We start from the raw sequence: 24,733 nt of genomic DNA on the forward strand, positions 1-24,733 counted from the left end.
GACTCCAGCCGTTCGCCGAACCCGGCTGGGGGTACGGCGGTTAGCGCGGGCCGCGGCTAACTGTCCGAAGCGGCCGGGGCACTGGGGGCCGTGACATCGAAGTGCGTGGCGTCCTCGGCGGCTTTCATCAGGGCCGTGAGCGCCGCGGCCTTCGCGCGGCCGCGTTCGGCGCTGCCCCACCGGACGGTGCGGTCCCCCGTCAGCTCCAGGGTGATGTCGTCGAAGGAGCGGATCCGGACGGTGCGGGTGGCGCGGTGGACGGATTCCGGAAGTGCGGCGGTGGCCCGGGCCGCTTCCCGGCGCAGCCGCCCGGACGAGAAGTACCGCTCGTCCGCGGCCCGCCGCGGTGCGAGGACCAGAAGCGGAACTCCTTCGGGCGGGTTGCCGACTGTGGCGAATCGCACGCCTTCGGAGTCGACTTCCACATAGTCGCCCGCCTTCTCCATCAACAGCGCCGGGCGCCGTTCGGTGACGGTGAGCGTCAGCCCGTGCGGCCAGGAACGCTCGGCCGCGACCTCGCGGACCCTCGGGAGCGCGCGGCGCACCCTGTCCTGCAGTGCCGCCGTGTCGACGGTGACGAGCGGCGCGCCCTCGGGAGCCGCGGCGGCGCGGCTGACGTCGGCCTCGCTCAGCACCCGGGTGCCGGTGACCGAGACGTTCCGCAGCCGCAGCCACGGCGAGCCGTAGAGCACCCAGGTGCCGAAGCCGCCCAGCGGGACGGCGAGGAGCAGCAGCAGGGCGAGAGCGCGCCTGCGGCGCAGACGCGGCCCGAACCGGCGCGGGCGCGCCCGCTCCTCGTGGCCGCCGCCGGATCCGGAGTCCGGTTCGGCGCCGGTCGCGGCGTCGACGGTGCGGCTCCGGTAGGCGGTCCGGCGGCGCGGTGGCACCTCGCCGGCACCGCCGGAAGCCCGGCCGCCGCCCGGCCTTCCGGCCGCTCCGGTTGCCTTGCCGGCTCCGGGGGCTCCGGCTGCTCTCACCACGAGGACCACCCTGCTCTCTGCGTGCTCGGCGAGGCGCCGGTTCCGCGCCGCGCCGGTCAGTCCCGGCGGTTGGCGGCGATCGCCTCGTACACCATGCCGACAAGCAGTTCATCGGCGTCCGGACGGCCGAATTCGGCTGCCGCGCGGGACATCGCGGTGAGCTGCTGCGGGTCGGCGAGGACCGGGAGCACGTTGCCCTGGATCCACTCCGGCGTCAGTTCCGCGTCGTCGACCAGGAGTCCGCCGCCCGCCTTGACGACCGGCTGTGCGTTGAGCCGCTGTTCGCCGTTGCCGATCGGCAGCGGGACGTAGGCGGCGGGCAGCCCGACGGCCGACAGTTCCGCCACGGTCATCGCGCCCGCGCGGCAGAGCATCATGTCGGCCGCGGCGTACGCGAGGTCCATCCGGTCCACATACGGTACCGGCACATAGGGCGGCATTCCGGGCATGTGGTCCACGTGGGGGATCTCGTTCTTGGGCCCGACCGCGTGCAGGATCTGGATCCCCGCGCGCTGCAGATGCGGAACGACCTGCTGGACGACCTCGTTGAGCCGGCGCGCGCCCTGCGAACCGCCGGAGACCAGCAGCGTCGGCAGGTTGGGGGCCAGCCCGAAGGCGGCACGCGCCTCGGGCCGCACGGCGGAGCGGTTGAGGGTCGCGACGGAGCGGCGCAGCGGGATCCCGACGTAGCGGGCGCCGCGCAGCTTGCTGTCCGGCGTGGAGACCGCGACGCCGTGCGCGTAACGCGAGCCGATCTTGTTGGCGAGCCCGGGCCGGGCGTTGGCCTCGTGCACCACGATGGGCACCCCGGCGCGCTTGGCCGCCAGATAGCCCGGCAGGGCCACATAGCCGCCGAATCCGACGACGCAGTCGGCCTTCGTGCGCTCCAGGATCTGCTCGGCGGCCTTGATGGTGCCGCGCAGCCGGCCGGGCACCGTGATCAGCTCGGGCGTGGGTTTGCGCGGCAGCGGGACGGCCGGGATCAGGTCGAGTTGGTAACCGCGCTCCGGCACCAGCCGCGTCTCCAGGCCGCGCTCGGTACCGAGCGCCGTGATCCCCACGGTCGGGTCCTGCCTGCGCAGGGCGTCCGCGAGGGCGAGCGCGGGCTCGATATGGCCGGCGGTCCCCCCACCGGCGAGTACGACGTGCACGCTGTTTCACCGCTCTCCGGACGGCGGCCTTCCGGCGCGCCGTCTCATCGTCTTCTCTCTCTTCCGGCCGGGGGCGCTCCCCGATCGCAGCGCCCCTGCCAGCCCTCCCCGGGACGTGCGCTGCCACAGGAGGGGCTGCCGCACGGCCAGGGCAGCGCGCGCCGCCGGATCGCTGCGCGCGAAGGCGATCAGCAGTCCGACCGCGAACATCGTCGGCAGCAGAGCGGACCCACCGTAGGAGAACAACGGGAGGGGGACACCGGCGATCGGCAGCAGACCGAGCACCGCGCCCACGTTGATCACCGCCTGAGCGATGATCCACGTCGTCACGCCTCCCGCGGCATACCTGACGAAGGGTTCCTCCGTGCGTCCGGCCACGCGGATACCCGCATAGCCTAGAGCCGCGAAGAGGGCGAGCACCGACAGCGTCCCCGCCAGTCCGAGTTCCTCCCCGGTCACGGCGAAGATGAAGTCGGTATGGGGTTCGGGCAGTTGACCCCATTTTTCCACACTCGCGCCCAGTCCGGAACCGAACCAGCCCCCGGAGGCCAGCGCGTAGATGCCGTGCACGGCCTGCCAGCACCGGTCGTCGGGGCCGGGGTCGGTGGCGCCGATGCAGGCGAGCCGGGACATCCGGTTCGCGCTGGAGGTGACCAGCAGCACAGCGGCGGTGAGCGCCACCGCGAGCACCCCCGTGAACAGCCGGGTGGGCGCACCCGCCAGCCACAGCAGCCCGAACAGCACCGCGGCGAGGATGATCGCGGTACCCATGTCGCCGCCGAGCATGATGAGCGCGAGCAGCAGGAAGGCGACCGGAACCAGCGGCACCAGCAGATGCTTCCACTGGGTGAGCATCTTCTTCTCGCCCTTGCGCGCGAGCAGGTCGGCACCCCACAGGACCAGGGCCAGCTTGGCGAACTCGCTGGGCTGGAGCTGGAACGGGCCGCCCAGGTGGATCCAGTTCTGGTTGCCGTTCACCTCCTGCCCTATGCCGGGGACCTGCACCAGGCACATCAGGAAGACGGAGGCGACGAGCAGCGGATAGGACAGCGCCCGTTGCATGCGCACCGGCATCCGGCAGGCGGCCAGCAGCAGCACCGCGCCGATCGCGGCGGCCACCACCTGCTTGCGGAAATAGTAGGTGGAGGGCAGTCCGGACTGGAGGGCCTGGATCTGCGAGGCGGAGAAGACCATCACCAGCCCCAGGACGATGATGAGCAGACTGCCGCCGAGGATCAGATAGTAGGCGGTCAGCGGGCGGTCCCAGGCGCGCTTGGCACGCACGAGGGCCCGCTGCGGCGCCGAGGTGCTCTGCGGTGCGCGCGGGTGCCGCGGCGGGCGCACGGGCGCGGGCTGGCTGCGCGCGCGCCGGGGCGTGGGTGGTTTCGCGGATCGCGCCGTCATCCGTATCCCCTCCGTCTCACCCCCGTCCGCGGTCGGCGGGGAGCGGGGTCACTGCTCGCTCGGGCCCGCGGCGGCGAGGGCCCCGACCGCATCGGCGAACGCGTCGCCGCGTGCGTTGTAGTTGACGAACATGTCCATCGAGGCGCACGCGGGCGCCAGGAGTACGGTATCGCCGGGCCGCGCCAGGGACGCCGCACGGCGGACGGCCTCCGCCATCGCCCCAGTGTCGGTGCGGGCGACGTCGGCCACGGGCACATCGGGCGCGTGTCGCACCAGCGCTTCCCGGATCAGCTCCCGGTCGGCGCCCAGCAGCACCACGCCCCGCAGCCGCGGCGCGGCCCCGGCGACCAGTTCGCCGAACGTCGCGCCCTTGGCCAGTCCGCCCGCGATCCACACCACCGAGGGGTAGGCGGCCAGGGACGCCGCCGCGGCGTGCGTGTTGGTGGCCTTGGAGTCGTCGACGTAGGCGACGCCGTCCGCCTCGGCGACCCGGGTGATGCGGTGCGCGTCCGGCGTGAAGGCGCGCAGTCCGTCCCGTACCGCGGCGGCCGGCACCCCGAAGGCGCGGGCCAGCGCCGCGGCGGCGAGCGCGTTGGCGACGTTGTGCGGCGCCGGGGGGACCGCCGGGGTGGCGTCCGGTGCCGGGCTGAGGTCGCCGACCTCGGCCAGTTCCTGCGCCTGCTCCCGGCGGTCGGCGACGAAGGCACGGTCCACCAGGACGCCCTCGACGACGCCGAGTTGGGAGGGCGCCGGGGTGCCGAGGGTGAATCCGACGGCACGTGCCCCCTCGACCACGTCGGCGGCCCGCACCAGGTCCTCGGTGCGGGGCGCCGCGGTGTCCGGGTCGGCGGGCTCGTCGGCGTTGTAGACGCAGGCGACCTGGTTGCCCTCGTAGATGCGGCCCTTGGCGGCGGCGTACGCCTCCATGGAACCGTGCCAGTCCAGGTGGTCGGGAGCCAGGTTGAGGACGGCGGCGGAGTGCGCGCGCAGGCTGGGCGCCCAGTGGAGCTGGTAGCTGGACAGCTCGACGGCGAGCACGTCCAGGTCGCCGTAGGGCTCCTGCCCCAGGACGACGTCGATGAGCGAGACACCGATGTTGCCGACCGCGGCCGTGCGCAGCCCGGCGGCGCGCAGGATGCAGGCCAGCATCCGGACCGTGGTCGTCTTGCCGTTGGTGCCGGTGACCGCGAGCCACGGCGGGCTGTCGGGGCCGCGCAGCCGCCAGGCCAGCTCCACATCGCCCCACACCGGTACCCCGGCCTCGGCCGCCGCGGCGAAGAGCGGGCTGGTGGGCTTGAAGCCGGGTGTGGTGACGACCAGCTCGGTGCCCTCGGGGAGAGTGCGGTCGTCGCCGAGCCGCACGGTGATCCCGAGCGCCTCCAGTTCGGCGGCCTGCCGGCGCGGGCCCTCGCCGTCGCCGCCGTTGACGGCGGTGACCCGGGCCCCGAGCCGGTGCAGCACCTTGGCGGCGGGCATACCGCTGACGCCCAGTCCGGCGACGGTGACGTGCTTGCCGGACAGCTCGGCGCCCAGCTCCGCCGGGTTCGTCCGGTCCTCGCTCACTTGCTCGCCGCCCAGCCCGCGTAGAAGATGCCGACACCGACGATGGCGCACATGCCCTGGATGATCCAGAACCGCACCACCACAAGGACCTCGGACCACCCCTTGAGTTCGAAGTGGTGCTGGAGCGGGGCCATCTTGAAGACCCGCTTCCCGGTGAGCCGGAAGGATCCGACCTGGATCACCACGGACATGGTGATCAGCACGAACAGGCCGCCGAGGATCGCCAGCAGCAGTTCGGTGCGCGAGCAGATCGCGAGCCCGGCCAGCGCGCCGCCCAGGGCCAGCGAGCCGGTGTCGCCCATGAAGATCTTCGCCGGGGAGGTGTTCCACCACAGGAAGCCGAAGCAGGCGCCCATCAGTGCGGCCGCGACCACGGCCAGGTCCAGTGGATCGCGTACCTCGTAGCAGCCGGGTCCGGCCGTGGCGATGTGCGCGCAGGACTCCTGGTACTCCCAGACGCAGATGAACACATAGGCGCCGAAGACCATCACCGAGGCGCCGGTCGCCAGGCCGTCGAGGCCGTCGGTGAGGTTCACGCCGTTGGACATGGCCAGGATCATGAACAGGGCCCAGACCACGAACAGCACCGGTGGCAGTGCCCAGCCGAAGTCCTGGGTGAAGGAGAGCTTGGTGGAGGCCGGGGTGAGCTGCCGGGCGTCCTCGAAACTGAGTGCGAGGAGGGCGAAGGCGATACCGACGATGAGCTGGCCGGCCATCTTCGCCTTCGCGCGCAGCCCGAGGCTCCGCTGCTTGACGATCTTGATGTAGTCGTCGAGGAAGCCGACCAGACCCATCCCGGCGAACAGGAAGAGCACCAGCACACCGGAGAAGCTGGGCTGCTCCCCCGTGATGAGCTTGGTCAGCACGTAGGCGAGCACCGTCGCCAGGATGAAGGCGATACCGCCCATCGTGGGGGTGCCGCGCTTGCTGTGGTGGTTGCGCGGGCCGTCGTCGCGGATGAACTGGCCGTAGCCCCGCCTGGCGAGCAGCTTGATCAGCAGCGGGGTCCCGACCAGGGACAGGAAGAGGCCGATGACCCCGGAGAAGAGGATCTGCTTCATCGTCATCGGGCGGCGCCCTCACCCTCCCTGGACCCGTCCGCGAGGAGAGCCGCGGCCACCTTCTCCAGCCCCACCGACCGGGAGGCCTTCACCAGTACGACATCTCCCGCGCGCAGTTCCCCGCGCAGCAGGCCGACGGCCGCCTCAGTGCCGGACACATGCACCGACTCCTCACCCCACGAACCCTCGTTCTTGGCACCCATGTCGAGCCAGGCGGCCTCCCGGCCTCCGACTGCCACGAGTTTGCTGACGTTGAGCCGGACGGCGAGCCGTCCGATCGCGTCGTGCTCGGCGAGCGCATCGTCACCGAGCTCGGCCATCTCGCCCAGCACCGCCCAGGTCCGGCCCCCCCGGGCCTTCGCCGCCTCCCCCATGGCGGAGAGCGCGCGGAGCGCTGCCCTCATGGAGTCGGGATTGGCGTTGTAGGCGTCGTTGACGACCGTGACGCCGTCGGCGCGCTCGGTGACCTCCATCCGCCAACGGGAGAGCGTGTCCGCGGAGGACAGCGCATCGGCGATGTCCCCAGCGGGCATGCCCAGTTGGTGGGCGACGGCCGCCGCGGCGAGCGCGTTCGACACGTGGTGCTCACCGTACAGGCGCATGGTCACATCGCCGCACCCGGTAGGTGTGTGAAGGGTGAAGGCTGGTGTGCCGCGTTCCGACAACCGCACGTTTTCAGCCCGTACGTCCGCTTCCGCGGCTTCGCCGAAGAGCAGGACCCGGGCGCTCGTGCGCGCGGCCATGGCGCGGACGAAGGGGTCGTCGGCGTTGAGCACCGCCACTCCCCCGTCCTCGGCCGCGGGCAGGTTCTCCACCAGTTCGCCCTTGGCCTGGGCGATCTGCTCCCGCCCGCCGAACTCGCCGATATGGGCCGTGCCGACGTTGAGCACCACCCCGATCCGCGGCGGCGTCAGCTCGGTGAGGTAGCGGATGTGGCCGATGCCGCGGGCGCCCATCTCCAGCACCAGGTGCCGGGTGGTCTCGTCGGCGCGCAGGGCCGTCAGCGGCAGACCGATCTCGTTGTTCTGCGAGCCTTCCGGCCACACCGTGGGCCCCAGCCGTCCCAGCAACTGGGCGATCAGGTCCTTGGTGCTGGTCTTGCCGCTGGACCCGGTCAGCGCGACGACCTGGGTGCCGAGCGTCTGCACGGCGTGCCGGGCCAGCGCACCCAGGGCGCGGGTGACGTCGTCGACGACGACGGCCGGGACACCGACCGGGCGGGTGGCGAGCACGGCGACGGCACCGGAGGCCACGGCACCGGCGGCGAAGTCGTGGCCGTCGGCCCGCTCGCCGGCGAACGCCGCGAAGAGCGTGCCGGGGCCCGCTTCCCGGGAGTCGATCACCACCGGCCCGGTGATCCGCGCGTCCGGGTCCGTTATGTCGTGCTGCCGTCCGCCGGTGAGGGCGGCGATCTCTGCGAGGGAGAGGGGGATCATCGCTTCTGGTTGTCTGTCCGGTGGTGCGCGACGGAAGGGGACGAAGAAGACAGGGGGTCGGAGGCGGACACAGGGGACGGGGACGGCGGTGCCGCCGGGGCGGCCGCGGCCTGCTCGGCCGCAGCCCGGGCGCGGATGGCGTCGTGCAGCACCTGGACGTCGTCGAAGGGGCGCACCACTCCGGCGATGTCCTGGCCCTGCTCGTGGCCCTTGCCCAGGACGAGGACGGTGTCGCCGGGCCCGGCACGGCCGACGGCGGCCCGGATCGCGGCGGCGCGGTCCTCCTCCAGGAGCACGGTGCCGCGCTCGTGGGCCGGCACCTCGGAGGCACCGCGGAGCATGGTGGCCAGGATGGCGAGCGGATCCTCCGAGCGCGGGTTGTCGGAGGTGAGCACCGCGGTGTCGGACAGCCGGGCGAGCGCCGCGCCCATGCCGGGCCGCTTGTGCGGGTCGCGGTCGCCGCCGCAGCCCAGGACGGCGTGCACGGCACCCTCGGTGACCTTGCGGACGGCGTAGAGCACCGACTCCACGGCGTCCGTCTTGTGGGCGTAGTCGACGATGGCCAGATAGTCCTGCCCGGCGTCCACCCGCTGCAGCCGGCCGGGGACGCCGGGGACGGTGCCGATGCCCTCGGCGGCCGTGCTCGGGTCGATCCCGGCGACGACCAGCGCGGTGAGCGCGGCCAGCGCGTTGGCGACGTTGAAGGGCCCCGCGAGCGGCGCGGCGGCCAGCACTTCCCGGCCGTCGGGTCCGACCGCGGTGAACGTCGAGCCGAGCGGACCGACCTCCACGTCCCGGGCCCGCCAGTCCGCGTCCGGGTGGCCCTCGGCGGAGAAGGTGGTGACCGGGCGGCCCTCGCCGCGCAGTTCGGTCAGCAGCCGGAAGCCGTACTCGTCGTCGAAGTTGACCACCGCGGCCCGCGAGCGCTCCGGGGTGAAGAGCTGCCGCTTGGCCTGGAAGTAGTCCTCCATGTCCGGGTGGAAGTCGAGGTGTTCGGGGCTGAGGTTGTTGAACACCGCGACGTCGAAGACGCAGCCGTCGACCCGGCCGAGGACCAGCGCGTGGCTGGAGACCTCCATCGTCACCGAGCCGACCCCGCGCTCGCGCATCACGCCGAACAGTGCCTGCAGGTCGGTGGCTTCGGGCGTGGTGCGCTCGGACTTGATCCGCTCGTCGCCGATCCGCGACTCGACCGTGCCGATCAGTCCGGTCAGCCCGCCGCCGTCCACGGTGCCCGCGGTGCGCGGCTCGCCCTTCTCGGCGGCCTTGCGCAGCCCGCCGTCCACCAGGTAGGCGGTCGTCGTCTTGCCGGAGGTGCCGGTGATGCCGATCTGGAGCAGGTCGTCGCCGGGCGTGCCGTAGATGGTGGCGGCCAGTTCCCCCATCCGGCCGCGCGGGTCGGGCACGGTCAGCACCGGCAGCCCGGTGGCCTCGGCCCGCGCCGTGCCCCCGGGGTCGGTCAGCACCGCGGCGGCCCCCAGGCTCTGGGCCTGCTCCACGAAGTCGGCGCCGTGCAGCCGGGCACCGGGCAGCGCGGCGTAGATGTCGCCGGGGCGCACGGCACGCGAGTCGTGGGTGATGCCGGTGACGGACACGCCGGCGTCCGCCGTTCCGCCCCCTTGCTGCGCATCGCCGGAACCGGTCGCGGACGCGTCGGCATCCAGCAGCCGGGCCAGCTCCGCGAGCGGAACGGGGGCGACCCGTGCGGGGCGGGGCGGCCCGGGGAAGGACTCGGGGGAGGTCTGATCAGCTTGTGGCACGGCGGTGAGCGTACCGGGCGGGGAGCCCGCGCCGCGAAGCGAGGGGCGCGGCGGTGCCGACCCCTGGGGGTTGTACTCGCTCTCAGTGATCGTTCTCACGTGGCGCATGACTCAGTCGTCCCGGCTCTTCCCCGCGAGCACGGGCAGCTTCGCGGGCTTGGCCCCCGTCGGGGGGATCTGCAGGGTCTTGAGGGAGAACTTCATGACCTTCTTGTAGACGGGACCGCACACGTCGCTGCCGAAGTAGCTGCCCTTCTTGGGGTTCTGCACGGCGCAGTAGACGGTGATCCGGGGCTTGTCGGCGGGCGCGAACCCGGCGAAGGAGGAGGTGTAGCCGTGGTAGCGGCCGGTCTCCGGATCCACCCGGTTGGCCGTACCGGTCTTCCCCGCGACGCGGTAGCCGGGGATCTTGGCGGTGGTTCCGGTGCCCTCCATGTCGGAGACCACGGATTCCAGCATCCGGGCGAGGGTCCTGGCGGTCTCCTCGCTGACCACCCGGCGCTTGTCCGGTGCGTCGGAGGGCCGGAAGCGCCCGTCCGGGCCGGTGGTGCCGCGGACGAGCGTGGGGGCGATCCGCTCCCCGCCGTTGGCGATGGTGGAGTAGATGGAAGCGGCTTGCACGGCGTTGAGGGACAGGCCCTGCCCGAAGGGGATCGTGTACTGCTGGGAGGCGCTCCACTTCCCGGGCGGGGCCAGCAGGCCGTCCGTCTCGCCGGGGAAGCCGAGCCCGGTGGGCCGGCCGATGCCGAACTTGCGCAGATAGCGGTGCAGGACCTTGTTGGCCTGCTGCTGCGTGCTGCCGAGCTGCTCGGTGGCGAGGATGGTGCCGATGTTGCTGGATTTGGCCAGGACACCGTTGAGGGTCAGGTGCCAGGTGGGGTGGTCGATGTCGTCGGCGAAGGAGCGGTCGGCGCGCTTGAGCCGGTTGGGCACCGTGACCGCCGTCCGGGGAGTGGCCTTGCCCTCCTCCAGGACGGCGGCCATGGACATCACCTTGCTGGTGGAGCCGGGCTCGTAGGCGTCCTGGACCGCGGGACTGCCGAAGGAGTCGACCTTCGCGCCGCGGATGTCGTTCGGGTCGAAGCCCGGCGCGCTGGCCATGGCGAGCAACTGGCCGGTCCGGGTGTCCTGGACGACCACGTAACCGCTGTCCGCGTGCGACGCGGCCACCTGGTCGGAGATCGCCTGCTGCGCGGACCACTGGATGTCGCGGTCCAGGGTGAGCTCCACGTCCGAGCCCGGCTCGGCCGCCTGCTCGCGGACGCCCGCGGTGGGGACCTGGCGGCCGCCGGACTGGGCGTAGGTGACCTTGCCGTCCTCCCCCGCCAGCGTGCCGTTCAGCTTCGCCTCCAGACCGGCGCCGCCCTTGCCCGCGGAGTTGACGAAGCCGAGCACGGTGGCGGCCAGCTCCTTGTTCGGGTAGACGCGCTTGGCGTGCTTCTCCTGGTAGATCCCGGCCAGCAGGTCGGGCTTCCCGCCCTCGGGCGCCGCCGCGGCCTCGTCGGCGAGCCGCGCCTTGAGCTTCTTGATCTTGCGCCAGGTCTGCGGGGTCTGCTGCCGGGCGAGCAGCACGTAGCGGGTGCCCTTGCGCGAGAGCTTCCCGGCCAGTTCGGCGGGCTTCTTGTCCAGCAGCGGCGCCAGCAGCTCGGCGGCCCGCTCGGGCGCGTCGTCGATCTTCGTCTGCTCCGGGCTGAACAGGTACGGGTCGGCGGTGATGTCGTGGGCGTCCACGGTGCTGGCCAGCGCGGAGCCGTCCCGGGCGGTGATGGTGCCCCGCTCGGCCGCGAGGGGGACCGTGATGTAGCGGTTGACGGCCGCCTTGTCCGCGTAGGCGCTCGCGTCCACGGCCTGGACCTGCAGCAGCCGCACCGTGAACACCAGCATGACCAGGGTCAGCCCCACGGCCACCAGCCGCAGCCGGGGACGCGGGTTCACCAGCCGCAGCCGGGCCGCGCCGCCGCGCGGGGGGCGTGCGCCGCCGCCCCGGCGCGCCGCCGGGGGCCGTGCGCCGCGGGACGCCGCGGCGGGGGCCGACCGGCCCGGCCCGGGGACCCGGCGCGGCTTCGCGGCCCGGCTCCGGTCGGCGGTGCGGCCCCGGTCGGCGGTGCGGCCCTGTCCGGACGCCGGCCGGGGGCTCCGGCGGGCGCCGCGGTCCGGCTCGCGGGGACGTTCGCTCACGGGTCCTCCTGCGCGCCGCGCGCCGGACGGGCATCGCCGCGCACAGTGCCGTCGGGGTCCAGGAAGACGGGGGTGCCGCTGGGGACCAGGCCCTGCTCACGGGCCCGCTCCTCCAGCCGGTCCGGCGCGGAGTAGCCGTCCACCTCCTGCTGGAGGGCCTGCTGCTGGTCGGTCAGCTCCTCCGTCTGCTTCTCCAGCCTGCTGAGCTGGAAGGAGCCCTTGTTGAGCGAGGCGTTCAGCAGCAGCAGGGCCAGCAGACCGCTCCCCAGCAGCAGGACGATCAGCAGGACGAACGGCGCACGGGCCGCCGGCGACCCCCCGACGGGGACCAGCCGGGCCAACCGCGCGAGGCGCTGCTGCGCTGTCATGTCCCCTCCCGGATGCGGCGGCCGGTCATGTCGCCTCCCTGATCCGCTGGGCGGCGCGCAGCCGCGCCGGCGCCGCCCGCCGGTTCTCGGCGATCTCCTCGTCGGTGGGCAGCTCGGCGCCGCGGGTCAGCAGCCGCAGCCGGGGCTGGTACTGCTCGGGCACGACGGGCAGCCCGGGCGGCGCCGTGTTGCGGGAGCCGGTGGCGAACAGCTGCTTGGCCAGCCGGTCCTCCAGCGAGTGGTAGGCGAGGACGACCATCCGGCCGCCGACGGCGAGCGCCTCCAGCGCGGCGGGCAGGGCCCGCTCCAGCACCGTCAGCTCCCCGTTGACCTCGATGCGCAGCGCCTGGAAGGTGCGCTTGGCCGGATTGCCGCCGGTGCGCTTGGCGGCCTGCGGCAGCGCCTCCCGGATCACCTCGACCAGTCGGCCGCTGCGGGTGAACGGCTCCTTCTCGCGCTCCCGCACGATGGCCTCGACGATGCGGCGGGCCTGCTTCTCCTCGCCGTAGGAGCGCAGGATGCGCACCAGGTCGCCGGGCGGGTAGGTGTTGAGCACCTCGGCCGCGCCGGGCCCGCTCGTCTGGTCCATCCGCATGTCCAGCGGCGCGTCCTGGGCGTAGGCGAAGCCCCGGTCGGCCTCGTCCAACTGGAGCGAGGAGACCCCCAGGTCGAACAGGACGCCCTGGACCCGCGGCACCTCCAGCCGGGAGAGCACCTGCGGCAGCTCGTCGTAGACGGCGTGCACCAGCGTGGCCCGGTCGGCGTAGGGGGCCAGCCGTTCGCCCGCGAGTTCGAGCGCGGCCGGGTCGCGGTCCAGGCCGATGAGGCGGGCCGCGGGGAAAGTGGACAGCAGCGCCTCGCTGTGGCCGCCCAGGCCCAGGGTGCAGTCGACGACGGTCGCGCCGGGCTCCGCCAGCGCGGGAGCGAGCAGGTCCAGGGTGCGCCGGAGCATCACCGGATTGTGGCGTTCGCCGATGGGCCGCTCGTTGGTGGTCACTGTGCCCTCTCAGATCTGGCGGGCACGTGCACATGCTCCTTGGTCCCCGCCCGCTCGAAGGGGAGCGGCCGCCCGCGCCGAGCGGGCGCCGGAGGCCGGGAGCGGGAGGAGGCCGAGCCGCACGTGCGCGCCCGCGCACGCGAGGGGATTCGGGAGTCCTTGGGGAGAGTGTTCGCCTCCCACTTCGCGTCACTTTAGTCCACTCGTCCCCTCGGTCAACTACGGGACCAGGCGCGTCCCGACAACGAGTGACACCCGCGGCGCACGGTCGGCGGCAGCCGGGTACGCGGCTGCGGTTGCACCCGGACGGAGGAGACGACAATAGACCGTGTGGGTTACCTCACACCCTCGTGCGCCGTCCGATTTCACCACTCTCCGGGCAGGCCGTCCGCTCAGGGAGCGTCTAACGTCGTACACATGTCGATACCCACACCTGACCCCCAGTCCGCACCGTCCGTCACCGACGAGCTCGTCGCCGCGAACCAGGAGTACGCGGACGGCTTCACCGACCCGGGGATGGACGCCCGCCCGGTCCGCTCGGTCGCCGTCGTCGCCTGCATGGACGCCCGCCTGGACCTGCACCGCGCACTCGGGCTGGAGCTGGGCGACTGCCACACCATCCGGAACGCGGGCGGCGTGGTCACCGACGACGTCATCCGCTCCCTCACCATCAGCCAGCGCGCCCTGGGCACCCGCTCCGTGGTCCTCATCCACCACACCAACTGCGGGCTGCTCAACCTCACCGAGGATTTCCGCCACGAGCTGGAACTGGAAGTGGGCCAGCGGCCGTCCTGGGCAGTCGAGTCCTTCAAGGATCTGGACCAGGACGTGCGTCAGTCCATCGAACGAGTACGGACCTCGCCCTTCCTGCAGCACCGGGACGACGTCCGCGGCTTCGTCTTCGACGTGACGACGGGCCTGCTGCGCGAGGTCGCCCCGGCCTGACCCGGGAGGACCGCACCCCGGAGCCACCCGGGAGAGTGACGGGAGGGCCCGTCGCCGTGAAGAATACGCAACGACGCACACTGCAGGGCCCGGTGGAACGGACGCGGCGGGCACGTACAACGGGGATGGGGCCGAGGAGGGCCGGTGACGACCTATGACGAGCGGGCGGACCTGAGCGAACTGAGCGCCACGGCGGGCGAGGTGCGCCGCTGTGTCGAATCGGTGATCGAGGGGAAGCCCGACGTCGTCCGGCTCTCGCTCACAGTGCTGCTCGCCGAGGGGCATCTGCTGATCGAGGACGTGCCCGGCGTCGGCAAGACGATGCTCGCCAAGGCACTGGCCAGGACCATCGACTGCTCGGTGCGCCGCATCCAGTTCACCCCCGATCTGCTGCCCTCCGACATCACCGGGGTCAGCGTCTACGACCAGCAGCGCAAGGACTTCGAGTTCAAGCCCGGAGCCATCTTCGCGCAGATCGTGATCGGCGACGAGATCAACCGCGCCTCCCCCAAGACCCAGTCGGCGCTGCTGGAGTCGATGGAGGAGCGCCAGGTCACCATCGACGGGCAGACCTACGAGCTGCCCGACCCGTTCATGGTGGTCGCCACCCAGAACCCGGTGGAGATGGAGGGCACCTATCCGCTGCCCGAGGCGCAGCGCGACCGCTTCATGGTGCGCGTCTCCATCGGCTATCCGAGCCCCGCGGCCGAGCTGGAGATGCTCGACGTGCACGGCGGTGCCTCCCCGCTGGACGACCTCCAGCCGGTGGCGCACGCGCACGACATCGCCAAGCTGATCGGGGTCGTGCGAGGCGTGCACGTCTCGGACGCGGTGCGGCGGTACGCGGTCGAGCTGGTGGCCGCCACCCGATCCCACCCCGAGCTGCGGCTGGGCGCCTCGCCGCGCGCGACGCTGCACCTGCTGCGGGCCGCCAAGGCGTCGGCCGCGCTCGGCGGGCGCGAGTTCGCGCTCCCCGACGACGTGCAGTCGCTGGCGGTCCCCGTCCTGGCGCACCGGCTGCTGCCCACCGCGCAGGCCCAGTTGAACCGCCGTACCGCCGAGCAGGTGGTGGCCGAGATCGTGCAGCAGGTGCCGGTGCCCGCCGTCGGTCCCGGCCCCGCCGCGCCCCGAACCGCGCCGCCCGGACCGGGCGCGCCCGGTCCGGGCCCCTACGGGCCGCCGCCGGCCCCCGGACAGCAAGCCCCCCTGAACCGGCCGCAGACCGGGCAGCCCCGGGGCTACTGATGGCCTACGGAGCGGCCCCGGGTGCCCCGTCCGGCAGCGGCCCGGCTCCCGGCTCGGCGGCGCCCGGTGACGGGTCCGACCCGGAGGAGCGGAGCGGCTCGCTGCGCCGCGCGTTCGGCGGTCTGACCACCCGCGGCCGCTCCTTCCTGGCGGCCGGGCTGGCGGCCATGCTGTGCGCATATCTGCTGGGCCAGGACGAACTGCTGCGGGTGGGAGTGCTGCTGGGGGTGCTGCCTCTGGTGTGCGTGCTGGTGCTGCACCGCACCCGCTACCGCGTGGCGGGCTACCGCCGGCTGTCGCCCTCGCGGGTACCGGTGCGCTCGGAGGCCCGCGTGCACCTGCGGATGGACAACGTCTCGCGGCTGCCCACCGGTCTGCTGATGCTGCAGGACCGGGTGCCCTACGTCCTGGGCCCGCGGCCCCGGTTCGTCCTGGACCGGGTGGAGCCGGGCGGGCGGCGCGAGGTCTCCTACCGGGTCCGCGCCGACCTGCGCGGACGCTATCCGCTGGGTCCGCTCCAACTGCGGCTGACGGACCCGTTCGGGATGTGCGAGCTGACCCGCTCCTTCAGCACCTGGGACACCCTCACCGTCGTACCGCCGGTCGAGGCGCTGCCGCCGACCCGGTCGGCCGGGCGGACCGGCGGCTACGGGGAGGGCCGGCAGCGCGCGCTCGCCCTGGCCGGGGACGACGACGTGATCCCGCGCGGTTACCGGCACGGCGACGACCTGCGCCGGGTGCACTGGCGTTCGACCGCACGCTACGGCGAACTGATGGTGCGCCGCGAGGAGCAGCCGCAGCAGGCCCGCTGCACCGTCCTGCTGGACACCCGCCGGGCCGGCTACCCCGGCTCGGGGCCCGACGCGCCGTTCGAGTGGGCGGTCGCGGGCGCCGCGTCGGTGTGCGTGCACCTGCTGGAGCGCGGCTGCTCCGTCCGGCTGCTGACCGACACCGGGGCCGCCGCGCCCGGACCGGAGAACGGCGGCTTCCTCGCGGAGAACCCGGACACGGCCGGACTGCTGCTCGACACTCTGGCCATCGTCGAACACTCGAACGAACAAGGGCTGGCCGGGGCCTATGACGCGCTGCGCGGCGGGGACGCCGGGCAGCCGGGGCTGCTGATCGCCTTCCTGGGAGCGCTGGACGAGGAGCAGGCGCTCACCGTCGGCCGCCTGCGGCAGCGCTCCGAGCGCGCGGTGGCCTTTCTGGCCACCCCCGCCGGGCGCCCGCAAGGCGGCACCGGGCAGCCGTTCCCGGGCACCGACGAGTCGCCCGGGACCGAGGCCGCACTGCGCGTACTGCACGAGGCGGGGTGGACAGCGCTGGCCGGCGGGCCCGGGACGCCACTGGCCGCGCTGTGGCAGGAGGCCGACCACGCGAGCGCGAAGGGAGCGGAACGATGAGCGGACGGGGGCGGCTGGCATTCTGCGCCGCACTGGCGACGCTGGCCGCGGCCTGCGCACTGCTGCCGCTGGTCGAACCGGCGGCCTGGCTGATCCAGGCGGCGGTGCTGATCGGGGTGCAGGCCGGAGTGGGCGCGGCCGCCCGGCGGGTCCCGCTGGCCCGCCCGCTGACCGTGCTCGCGCAGGCGCTCACCTCGCTGCTGCTGCTCACCCTCGTCTTCGCACGCTCCGTCGCACCGGCCGGATTCCTTCCGGTACCCGAGGTCTTCACCCACTTCGCCGCGCTCTTCGAGCAGGGCGTCCAGGACGTGGGCCGGTACGCGATACCCGCGCCGCTCACCGACGGCATACGGCTGATGCTGATCGGCGGGGTACTGCTGATCGGCCTGCTGGTGGACACGGTCGCCGTGACCTACCGGAGCGCCGCTCCCGCCGGGCTGCCGCTGCTCGCCCTGTACTCGGTGGCGGCCGGGCTCTCGGAGGGCGGCGCCCGCTGGCTGTGGTTCCTGTGCGCCGCGGGCGGCTATCTGCTGCTCCTGCTGGCCGAGGGGCGGGAGCGGCTCTCCCAGTGGGGCCGGGTCTTCGCCGACCGCACCCGGCCGGGTGCGGCGCCGCCCCAGCCGGGCAGCGTCGGGGGCGCCGCGGCGGCACCCGTGCGCACCGGACGCCGGATCGGCGTGCTGGCCCTGGGCGTCTCGCTGCTGGTACCCACCGCGCTGCCCTCGCTCAGCGGCGGCCTGCTCGACGGGGTGGGGGCCGGTGGCGGAGGGGTGCGCGGGCAGGGCGGCGGCACGGTCTCGGCGGTGAACCCGGTGGTCGCGCTCAAGAACAGCCTCGACCAGCCGCAGGACCGTACCGCGCTCGTCTACCGGACGGACGGGGGCGACAACGGCGAGAACGGCGACAACGGGCTCTACCTGCGCATCGTCGCGCTGGACAGGTTCGACGGCGCCCAGTGGAAGCCCTCCGAGCGGCGGATCGGCGAGATCCCGGACCAGTTGCCCGCCCCGCGCGGACTGGGACCGCAGGTGCGCACCAGCACGGTGCGCACCACCATCCAGGCCAGTGACGCCTACGCGCAGGACTGGCTGCCCATGCCCTTCCCCGCCGACCGGGTGCGCCTGGAGGGCAAGTGGCGCTTCGAGCCCGAGGGCCGCACCCTGGTCGGCTACGACGAGCAGACCACCCGCGGGCTGCGCTACACGGTCGAGAGCCTCCAGGTCCGGCCCACCGCCGAGCAACTGCGCAATGCGCCCGATCCGCCACCCGGGCTGGAGCGCGAGTACACCGCCGTTCCCGGCACGCTGCCGGACGTCGTCTCCAGGACCGCGCGCCAGGTCACCCGGGGCGCGGAGAACGACTACGAGCGCGCGGTGCGGCTCCAGGACTGGTTCGCGGACGAGGGCGGCTTCGTCTACGACACCGAGGTGGAGGCGGGCACCGGCGTCAACGCCATCGCCGACTTCCTGCGGCAGAAGGAGGGATTCTGCGTCCACTTCTCCTTCGCCATGGCCTCGATGGCCCGCACCCTGGGCATCCCGGCCCGGGTCGCGGTCGGCTTCACTCCCGGCACGGCACGCGACGACGGCGCGATGGAGGTCGGCTTCCAGGACGCGCACGCCTGGCCGGAGCTGTACTTCGAAGGTGTGGGCTGGACCCGCTTCGAGCCGACCCCCACCCGCGGCAGCACCCCGCCCTACGCCCGGCCGGACGCACCCGATCCCGACGGGGACTCCGGCGAGGTGCTGCCCGACCGCGACGGGAGCGACGAGCCCACGGTCGCCCCGTCGCCGTCCCAGGAGTGCACCGCCCAGCAGAAGCGGTCCGACCCCGAGTGCGGGCTGGCGGCTCCGCTGCCCGGCTCCGGCGGCTCCGAGGAGGGGCCGTCCGCGGCCGCCGTCGCCGGTGTCGGCGGCGCGGCGCTGCTCCTGCTGGCGCTGTTGCTGCTGCCGATGCTGCTGCGGATGCGGAGACGCTCCCGTCGGCTCCGGCTCCGGCCCCGTCCCCGGGGCACCGGTCCGGAAGGCGCCGAGGGAGTGCTCGCCGCCTGGCAGGAACTCCTGGACACCGGATGGGACTACGGGATCGTGCCGGAGGACTCGGCGACCCCGCGCACGGCCGCCGAGCGGCTGGCCCGGGTGGGGGAACTCCGGCCCCCCGAGACCGAGGCACTGCAGCGGGTCGCGCTCGCGGTCGAGCAGGTGCTGTATGCGCCCGAGCCGCAGCCGGCCCCGGGGATCGCCCGCGACGTGCAGCGCGTCCGGGCCGGGCTGCGCGCCGCAGCGCCCCGCACGCTGCGGATCCGGGCCCTGCTCCTGCCCCCGTCCACCGGGCGGCTGCTGCGTGCCGCCGGCCACCGCGGGCGGGCGCTGCGGGCCCGCTGGATCCGCGCGATGCACCGCCCCCGCCCGGCCGAGTGACGGCGCCGGGCGAGCGCCGGACGATTCCCGGCCGCCGAACACATTCCCCGGAACGCGTTCGGCGGTGCGGGAACCCCGCGAGGGTTCCCGCACCGCCGGAGAACTGCGCTGTCGCTGCCGGAGACGGCTCGTCACCGCACAGAAGGGGCACCGCGGTCAGGAAGCGGCCGGTTCCCCCGACCGGGCCGCGTCACCTCACCGCGTGACGTTGCGAAGAAGAGCGAAAGTATGCGGAACGGGGCGAGGGGCCCCGCTCTCAGTGGTGGCCCTCGTCGCGGCGGCGCTGCCACCGCTCCTCGATACGGGACATCACCGATCTGCGGTTCCGTGGCTGCTGTCGGCGCGCCGCCCCCGAGCCCTGCGACGCCCCGCCCTGGCCCGCGGCCTGCTCCTCACCCTGCTTGGGGGCCTTCCGCCACCCGGTCACGGCGAGGACCGCACAGCCCAGCATGACCAGGAAGCCGACGACGCTGATCCAGATCTGCTGGGCGACCATTCCGGCCATGAGGAGCGCGATACCCACCAGAAAGCCCGCCACCGCTTGGTAGACCCGCTTGCGGGTGTACCGGCGCAGCTCACTTCCCTCGAGCGCTGTTGCGAACTTGGGATCTTCGGCGTACAGCGCTCGCTCCATCTGCTCGAGCATCCGCTGCTCGTGCTCAGAGAGCGGCACGGAGTCCTCCTACTCGTCGGTCGCGGGGGCGACCGGATGCGACTCTTTCAGGATAGGCAGGGAATCGCCCCCGTGAAACCCGCCCCTCTACGCCAATTCCTCCCACCACACCCGATATGACGGACGGGGTGCCCACGGTGTGCTCCGTTCATTCCCGCACCACCTTTCCGCCATGCCGGACGGTGTGCTTCGATCATACGGCGCGCAGCGGTTGATCGGGCGGTCGTGCGGACAGACCCCCGCCGGGCGGCGGGTACGGGGTCAGCGGACGGCGGGTCGCACCCCGCGGGGCGGGATCTCGGCGAGCACATGGAGCTGGCTGGCCACGGACTGGAAGTCGGGCAGCTCGGCGGCGGCCGCCTCCAGCCGGGCGAGGGCCTCCAGCGCGTCCGGCTCGGTGTCCACCAGCGCACCGGGCACCAGGTCGGCGAAGACCCGTACACCGTGCACGGAGATGACCTCGAGCCCGGTGCTGGTCACCAGCGCCGTCAGCTGCTCGGGGGTGAAGCGGCGGGGCATGGGGTCGCTCTCGCCCCACCGCCCGCCGGGCGAGGTGAGCGCGTGCCGGGCCTCGGTGAAATGCCCGGCCAGTGCCCGTGCCAGGACGGCCCCGCCCAGCCCGGAGGCCAGCACACTCAGCGTGCCGCCCTCCTCGCGCAGTGCGGCGACGGCGTTGCCGAGGCCCTCGGCCGGGTCGTCGACGTACTCCAGGACGCCGTGGCAGAACACCACGTCGTACGCACCTCGCTCGGCGACCTCGAAGAGCCCGCGCACATCGCCCTGGACGCCGCGCACCCGGTCGGCCACCCCGGCTTCGGCGGCGCGCCGCTCCAGCGCGAAGAGGGCGTCCGGGCTGGGGTCGACGACGGTGACGCGGTGGCCGAGCCGGGCGACGGGCACCGCGAAGTTGCCGGTGCCGCCGCCGGTGTCGAGGACCGCCAGTTCGGCGTGGTCCGCCAGTTCGGCGCGCTGGTCGAGGGCTCCCCTGAGGACGTCCCAGACCACTGCGGTCCGGAGGGTTGCGCTGGGGCGGGACATGCGGTTGCTCCTCGGCTCAGGGACGGGCGGATCCCACCCTATTGCCTCCGCTGCCCGCCCATCCGCCCGGCGGGCCCTGGCCGGCACGGCTTCTCACCCCGCCCGCCGGTCCCGGGGGCGGGAGGGCCGGGCGGGATGCTCGTCTCCCTCCGCCGTGCGGGGCTGCGGCAGCGCCGGCTGGGTGAGGAGCATCCGCTCGACGAGCCGGAGGAACATCCCGGCGTAGTGGATCAGGTCGTCGGCGTCGCGCGGGGCGGCGGCTCCGGCTATGCCCGCCTCGGCCCGGGCCCGGCGGTCGGCGCCGGAGGCGAAGAGCGCCGCCCACTCGGCCAGTTCGGGAGCGACTTCGGGCAGCACCTCCCAGGCGCTGCGGATGGCGGGGCGGCGTGGCCTGCGCGGGGCGCCGCCCCGGCGGCGGGCGGGGGCCGGGTCGGCGGTGCCCCGTACGGCGAGGACGGCGGCTGCCGTGCGGAGTGCGGCGAGGTGGGCGGTGGCGTACCGCTCGTTGGCCGGCTGCAGCGCCGCCGCCTCGTCGAGCCCGTGCCGGGCCTGCGCGAGCAGGTCGCGCGCGGCGGGCGGGGCGGTGGCCCGGCGGAGCACGGGGTGGATGTCGTGGGGGTGGCTGGCGGGCGGCGCTGTCGGCTGCGGGGGCACGGGGCGTGCTCCCCGGGACGGACGCTTCACGTGGATCAACCTCCCGTCGGCTGATACCGGTTCGAGAACCGGTCGTATGGGCACATCGTGGCGCATGCCACTGACAATCGGCCCTGACCTGCGCATACGCCGTGCCAGGCAGCGAACTGCCGGGGCTGCCTCGGCCGGAGGTGCCGCCGGTTGGCGTACCGGGCCCGGTCTGCTGCATACTTTGAACTGACCAGTCAGTTCAAAAATCGCCGTGCCCGGCGCGGGGGCCGGGCACGGCGCGCCCGTCGGCGCAGCGACACGCAGCGGGACGCGACACACAGCGGGAGGGGCCGTGGCACACAGGCGAGGAGCCGCCGTCTCGGCGGTGGACTTCGGGCTGACGGGGCCGCGCGGCCCCGTCTTCGACAGGGTGGGGTTCATCGCCGGAGCGGGCTCGCTGATCGCGGTGACCGGGCCGTCCGGCTCCGGCCGCACCTGCCTGCTGCTGGCGCTGACCGGCCGGATGAAGGCCGGCCGCGGACACGCCGAGGTGGCCGGGCACCCGCTGCCCAAGCGGCTCGCCGCCGTCCGCCGGATCACCGCGCTGGGCCCGGTGCCCGGCGTCAACGACCTGGACCCGGCGCTGACCGTCACCGAGCAGCTCCGCGAGCGGGTGCTGCTCCAGCGTCGGTTCGGCAGTCCGCTCCGCGCGCTGCTGCGGTCCCGCCGGGAGCGGGCCGCGGCGAGCCGGGAGCGGCTGGAGGCGGCCCTGGACGCCGCGGGCCTCGACCTGGACGCGCTGCCCAGGGGCGGGCGCACGGCCGTACGGGACCTGGGACGGCTGGAGGAGCTGCGGCTCTCGATGGCGCTGGCGCTGCTGGGCGAGCCCCGGCTGGTGGCCGTCGACGATGTGGACCTGAAGCTGTCGGAGGCCGAACGCGCGGCGGCCTGGGAGCTGTTGCGCGCGGTGGCCGACAGCGGCACCACGGTGCTGGCGGTGTGCAGCGAACCGCCACCCGAGGGGGCCGTGGTGGTCCGTACCGGCGCGGCCCACCGGGACGGCGCACCGACAGGCCCGGACGGCACCGGACGCTCCGGCGACACGCACGAGGCCGCCGGGGCCGCCGGGGCCGCCGACGACAACGAGGACGACGAGAAGGAGAGGGCGGAGGATGCGCTCGCCGAGGCTAGCCGCGCTTGAGCTCAAGCGGTTCGGCAGGGGGCGGCTGCCGCGGGCGGCGATGGCCGCGATGCTGCTGCTTCCGCTGCTGTACGGAGCCCTGTACCTGTGGTCGTTCTGGAACCCCTACGAGCGGCTGGACCGGGTACCGGTGGCGCTGGTGAACGAGGACCGGGGCGCCACCGTGCGGGGGGAGAAGGTGGACGCGGGCGCCGACATCGTCAAGGGACTGCACGACAGCAACTCGTTCGACTGGCAGGAGACCAGCGCGGCCGACGCCCGCAAGGGAGTCGAGGACGGCCGGTACTACCTGTCGCTGACGATACCCGCCGACTTCAGCAAGCGGGTCTCCTCCAGCTCGGGCGACTCCCCCGAGACGGGTGCGCTCAAGGTGCGCACCAACGACGCGAACAACTACATCGTCGGGCAGATCTCCCGCACCGTCTTCTCCGAGGTCCGCTCGAGCGCCTCCAGCAAGGTCTCACGCGGCTTCTTCGACAAGATCTACGTCTCCTTCTCCACGCTGCACGGCAAGACCACCGAGGCCGCGGAGGGCGCGGACGACCTGGGCGACGGCATCGGCAAGGCGAAGAAGGGCGCGGGCAGGCTCAAGAGCGGACTCGGTGACGCGGAGGAGGGCAGCGGCCGCCTCAAGAACGGCACGGCCGACCTGCACAAGGGGGCCGGTTCCCTGGAGAAGGGCGCGGACCGGGTCGCCGAGGGCACCCAGAAGCTCGCCGACAGGGTGAACGGCGAAGCCGAGAAGGTCCGTCCGTTCCTGCGGGCGCACAGCGGCGACGTCGGCAAGGCGGCGCGGGAGGTCGCCCGGACGAGCAAGACGCTCAAGAAGAACCTCGGCAAGCTGCCCGGCGAGGCGCGGCGCGCGCAGACCGACTCGCGCAAGGCCGCCGACGCGCTCTCCACGCTCTACGAAGCACGCTGCGGCAAGGGCGCACCGGGGACGCCCGCGCCTTCCCCGTCCGGGGCGGGCGGAACGCTCCCGGAAAGCGGCGGGGACACCGGCGGGGACACCGGCGGAAGCACCAGCAGCGGGAACACCGGCGGCGGCGAGGGCGCCGACAGCGGCGGTACACCGCAGTCCGGCGGCGGGGCCTCCGCGACCGGGCAGCCCGCGCCGTCCGCCGCCCGGATCCCCAGCCTGGCCCCCGACTCCTGCGCGGAGCTGAAGAAGGCCGTGGCCGCCGCCGAGCGTTCGGCGAAGGTCGCCGCGAAGGTCAACGGGTACGTCAAGAACGAGCAGAACCTCGACGACCTCGGCCGCCACCTCGACGACCTCAACCGCGCAGCGAACGCCGTCGCCGAACGGGCCCCGCACCTGGACCAGGACGTGACCGACGCGGTGCGGCAGATCAACGAGCTCAACAGCGGCGCCCACAAGGTCGCCAAGGGCGCCGGGAAACTGCACACCGGGCTGGGCACCGCCAAGAGCGGCGCCGCCTCGCTCGACACCGGACTGGGGAAGCTCTCCGACGGCGCCGCCTCGCTCGACGGCGGCCTGTTCAAACTGGCCGACGGCTCCGGAAAGCTGGCGAGCGGCCTGCACGACGGCGCGGAGAAGATCCCGGACTACGGCAAGAAGGAGCGCGAGGACCGCACCGGGGTGATGGCCGACCCCGTCGACCTCGCCTCGCACAAGGCGCACGCGGCACCCAACTACGGCACCGGCTTCGCGCCCTACTTCATCCCGCTCTCGCTCTGGGTGGGCGCGATGATCGCCTACATGCTGCTCCAGCCGCTGAACCGGCGGGCACTGGCAGCGGGCGCCCCGGCCTGGCGGATCGCGCTGGCGGGCTGGCTGCCGGTGGCCGCGATCGGGGTGGCCCAGGTGGCCGCGCTGATGAGCGTGCTGCACTGGGGACTGGGGCTGCAGATGGCCCGCGGCCTGGCCACGGTGGGCTTCCTGATGCTGGTGACGGCCTGCTTCACGGCCGTCGTCCAGTTCCTCAACGCGCGCTTCGGGCCCGCGGGCCGGATCCTCGTCCTGGCGATGCTGATGCTCCAGCTGACCTCGGCCGGAGGCACCTACCCGATCCAGACGAGCCCGCACTTCTTCAACGTGCTCCACCCGCTGCTGCCGATGAGCTACGTGGTGGAGGGGCTGCGGCACCTGATCACGGGTGGTGAACTGTGGCCGGTCCAGCGGGCCTGCCTGGTCCTGCTGGCCTTCACCGCGGGCGCCCTGGCGCTCACGGCGGTCACCGCGCGGCGCAAGCAGGTGTGGACGCTGGACCGGCTGCGTCCGGAGATCTCGCTGTGAGGCCCGGACGGCTCCGAGAGGAGAATGGC

Annotated in this window: 19 protein-coding genes; 6 read left to right on the forward strand and 13 right to left on the reverse strand. The window is 73.6% G+C overall.

What is annotated here, in order from left to right; translation table 11 throughout:
- Window positions 1-56 precede the first annotated feature (56 nt).
- From BMX65_RS01740 to rsmH, 10 genes are all read right to left on the reverse strand, one after another.
- Window positions 57-887: a cell division protein FtsQ/DivIB gene (locus tag BMX65_RS01740; protein WP_074998748.1), complete on the reverse strand. Its 831-nt coding sequence runs from the start codon at window positions 885-887 to the stop codon at window positions 57-59.
- Window positions 888-1,036: 149 nt separating this feature from the next.
- Window positions 1,037-2,131, reverse strand: coding sequence for an undecaprenyldiphospho-muramoylpentapeptide beta-N-acetylglucosaminyltransferase (murG, locus tag BMX65_RS01745; protein ID WP_074998295.1), 1,095 nt, complete (start codon window positions 2,129-2,131; stop codon window positions 1,037-1,039).
- Window positions 2,132-2,137: 6 nt separating this feature from the next.
- Window positions 2,138-3,535 (reverse strand): putative lipid II flippase FtsW, encoded by a 1,398-nt coding sequence (gene ftsW, locus BMX65_RS01750; protein WP_074998296.1) that lies wholly within the window; start codon window positions 3,533-3,535, stop codon window positions 2,138-2,140.
- A gap of 48 nt (window positions 3,536-3,583) precedes the next feature.
- Window positions 3,584-5,098: a UDP-N-acetylmuramoyl-L-alanine--D-glutamate ligase gene (gene murD, locus BMX65_RS01755; protein WP_074998297.1), complete on the reverse strand. Its 1,515-nt coding sequence runs from the start codon at window positions 5,096-5,098 to the stop codon at window positions 3,584-3,586.
- Complete coding sequence (mraY, locus tag BMX65_RS01760; RefSeq protein ID WP_074998298.1) at window positions 5,095-6,159, reverse strand: phospho-N-acetylmuramoyl-pentapeptide-transferase; 1,065 nt, start codon at window positions 6,157-6,159, stop codon at window positions 5,095-5,097. Before mraY ends, murD begins: the two co-directional genes overlap by 4 nt.
- A 2-nt stretch (window positions 6,160-6,161) precedes the next feature.
- Entirely contained in the window at window positions 6,162-7,595 is a 1,434-nt protein-coding gene (locus tag BMX65_RS01765; protein ID WP_074998299.1) for a UDP-N-acetylmuramoyl-tripeptide--D-alanyl-D-alanine ligase, read from the reverse strand.
- Window positions 7,592-9,454 (reverse strand): UDP-N-acetylmuramoyl-L-alanyl-D-glutamate--2,6-diaminopimelate ligase, encoded by a 1,863-nt coding sequence (locus tag BMX65_RS01770; RefSeq protein WP_074998749.1) that lies wholly within the window; start codon window positions 9,452-9,454, stop codon window positions 7,592-7,594. The genes BMX65_RS01765 and BMX65_RS01770 overlap by 4 nt, the downstream gene beginning before the upstream one ends.
- Before the next feature lie 12 nt (window positions 9,455-9,466).
- A complete protein-coding gene (locus tag BMX65_RS01775) occupies window positions 9,467-11,533 on the reverse strand; it encodes a peptidoglycan D,D-transpeptidase FtsI family protein (RefSeq protein WP_074998300.1) in 2,067 nt (688 codons plus the stop codon).
- Entirely contained in the window at window positions 11,530-11,901 is a 372-nt protein-coding gene (gene ftsL / locus BMX65_RS01780) for a cell division protein FtsL (protein WP_074998301.1), read from the reverse strand. Before ftsL ends, BMX65_RS01775 begins: the two co-directional genes overlap by 4 nt.
- 25 nt (window positions 11,902-11,926) lie before the next feature.
- Window positions 11,927-12,898 carry a 16S rRNA (cytosine(1402)-N(4))-methyltransferase RsmH gene (gene rsmH, locus BMX65_RS01785; RefSeq protein WP_074998302.1) on the reverse strand — a complete coding sequence of 324 codons (972 nt, stop codon included), beginning with the start codon at window positions 12,896-12,898 and terminating at the stop codon, window positions 11,927-11,929.
- Between the two features lie 417 nt (window positions 12,899-13,315).
- Between rsmH and BMX65_RS01790 the strand changes: the two genes are divergently transcribed.
- From BMX65_RS01790 to BMX65_RS01805, 4 genes are all read left to right on the forward strand, one after another.
- Window positions 13,316-13,843 (forward strand): beta-class carbonic anhydrase, encoded by a 528-nt coding sequence (locus BMX65_RS01790; RefSeq protein ID WP_074998303.1) that lies wholly within the window; start codon window positions 13,316-13,318, stop codon window positions 13,841-13,843.
- A 144-nt stretch (window positions 13,844-13,987) separates the two neighbouring features.
- Window positions 13,988-15,088, forward strand: coding sequence for an AAA family ATPase (locus tag BMX65_RS01795; protein WP_074998304.1), 1,101 nt, complete (start codon window positions 13,988-13,990; stop codon window positions 15,086-15,088).
- A complete protein-coding gene (locus tag BMX65_RS01800; RefSeq protein WP_239501780.1) occupies window positions 15,088-16,491 on the forward strand; it encodes a DUF58 domain-containing protein in 1,404 nt (467 codons plus the stop codon). Before BMX65_RS01795 ends, BMX65_RS01800 begins: the two co-directional genes overlap by 1 nt.
- Complete coding sequence (locus tag BMX65_RS01805) at window positions 16,488-18,911, forward strand: transglutaminase TgpA family protein (protein ID WP_074998305.1); 2,424 nt, start codon at window positions 16,488-16,490, stop codon at window positions 18,909-18,911. The genes BMX65_RS01800 and BMX65_RS01805 overlap by 4 nt, the downstream gene beginning before the upstream one ends.
- A 256-nt stretch (window positions 18,912-19,167) precedes the next feature.
- On the opposite strand, the gene BMX65_RS01810 is transcribed toward BMX65_RS01805, so the two are convergent.
- The 3 genes from BMX65_RS01810 to BMX65_RS01820 all read right to left on the reverse strand — a co-directional run bounded on the left by BMX65_RS01810 (window position 19,168) and on the right by BMX65_RS01820 (window position 21,276).
- The gene (locus BMX65_RS01810; RefSeq protein WP_074998306.1) at window positions 19,168-19,584 is read right to left on the reverse strand and encodes a DUF3040 domain-containing protein; all 417 of its coding nucleotides are present in this window, start codon (window positions 19,582-19,584) and stop codon (window positions 19,168-19,170) included.
- Window positions 19,585-19,845: 261 nt separating this feature from the next.
- Window positions 19,846-20,622: a methyltransferase gene (locus BMX65_RS01815; protein WP_074998307.1), complete on the reverse strand. Its 777-nt coding sequence runs from the start codon at window positions 20,620-20,622 to the stop codon at window positions 19,846-19,848.
- 93 nt (window positions 20,623-20,715) lie between these two features.
- Entirely contained in the window at window positions 20,716-21,276 is a 561-nt protein-coding gene (locus BMX65_RS01820) for an SAV_6107 family HEPN domain-containing protein (RefSeq protein ID WP_239501781.1), read from the reverse strand.
- 322 nt (window positions 21,277-21,598) lie between these two features.
- On the opposite strand from BMX65_RS01820, the gene BMX65_RS01825 reads away from it, so the two are divergent.
- Window positions 21,599-22,447 (forward strand): ATP-binding cassette domain-containing protein, encoded by an 849-nt coding sequence (locus BMX65_RS01825; RefSeq protein ID WP_074998752.1) that lies wholly within the window; start codon window positions 21,599-21,601, stop codon window positions 22,445-22,447.
- Window positions 22,419-24,704, forward strand: coding sequence for a YhgE/Pip domain-containing protein (locus BMX65_RS01830; protein ID WP_074998308.1), 2,286 nt, complete (start codon window positions 22,419-22,421; stop codon window positions 24,702-24,704). Before BMX65_RS01825 ends, BMX65_RS01830 begins: the two co-directional genes overlap by 29 nt.
- Window positions 24,705-24,733: the final 29 nt, after the last annotated feature.

It is taken from the genome of Streptomyces qinglanensis (assembly GCF_900111245.1).
In the GTDB taxonomy this organism is placed as follows: domain Bacteria; phylum Actinomycetota; class Actinomycetes; order Streptomycetales; family Streptomycetaceae; genus Streptomyces; species Streptomyces qinglanensis.

What these genes read in the sequence shown, in the direction of transcription:
- ftsW (WP_074998296.1), bottom strand. Translation starts at nt 3,535, where the DNA reads ATGACGGCGCGATCCGCGAAACCACCCACGCCCCGGCGCGCGCGCAGC.
- BMX65_RS01830 (WP_074998308.1), top strand. Translation starts at nt 22,419, where the DNA reads ATGCGCTCGCCGAGGCTAGCCGCGCTTGAGCTCAAGCGGTTCGGCAGG.
- BMX65_RS01790 (WP_074998303.1), top strand. Translation starts at nt 13,316, where the DNA reads ATGTCGATACCCACACCTGACCCCCAGTCCGCACCGTCCGTCACCGAC.
- BMX65_RS01800 (WP_239501780.1), top strand. Translation starts at nt 15,088, where the DNA reads ATGGCCTACGGAGCGGCCCCGGGTGCCCCGTCCGGCAGCGGCCCGGCT.
- ftsL (WP_074998301.1), bottom strand. Translation starts at nt 11,901, where the DNA reads ATGACAGCGCAGCAGCGCCTCGCGCGGTTGGCCCGGCTGGTCCCCGTC.
- BMX65_RS01805 (WP_074998305.1), top strand. Translation starts at nt 16,488, where the DNA reads ATGAGCGGACGGGGGCGGCTGGCATTCTGCGCCGCACTGGCGACGCTG.
- BMX65_RS01815 (WP_074998307.1), bottom strand. Translation starts at nt 20,622, where the DNA reads ATGTCCCGCCCCAGCGCAACCCTCCGGACCGCAGTGGTCTGGGACGTC.
- mraY (WP_074998298.1), bottom strand. Translation starts at nt 6,159, where the DNA reads ATGAAGCAGATCCTCTTCTCCGGGGTCATCGGCCTCTTCCTGTCCCTG.
- BMX65_RS01765 (WP_074998299.1), bottom strand. Translation starts at nt 7,595, where the DNA reads ATGATCCCCCTCTCCCTCGCAGAGATCGCCGCCCTCACCGGCGGACGG.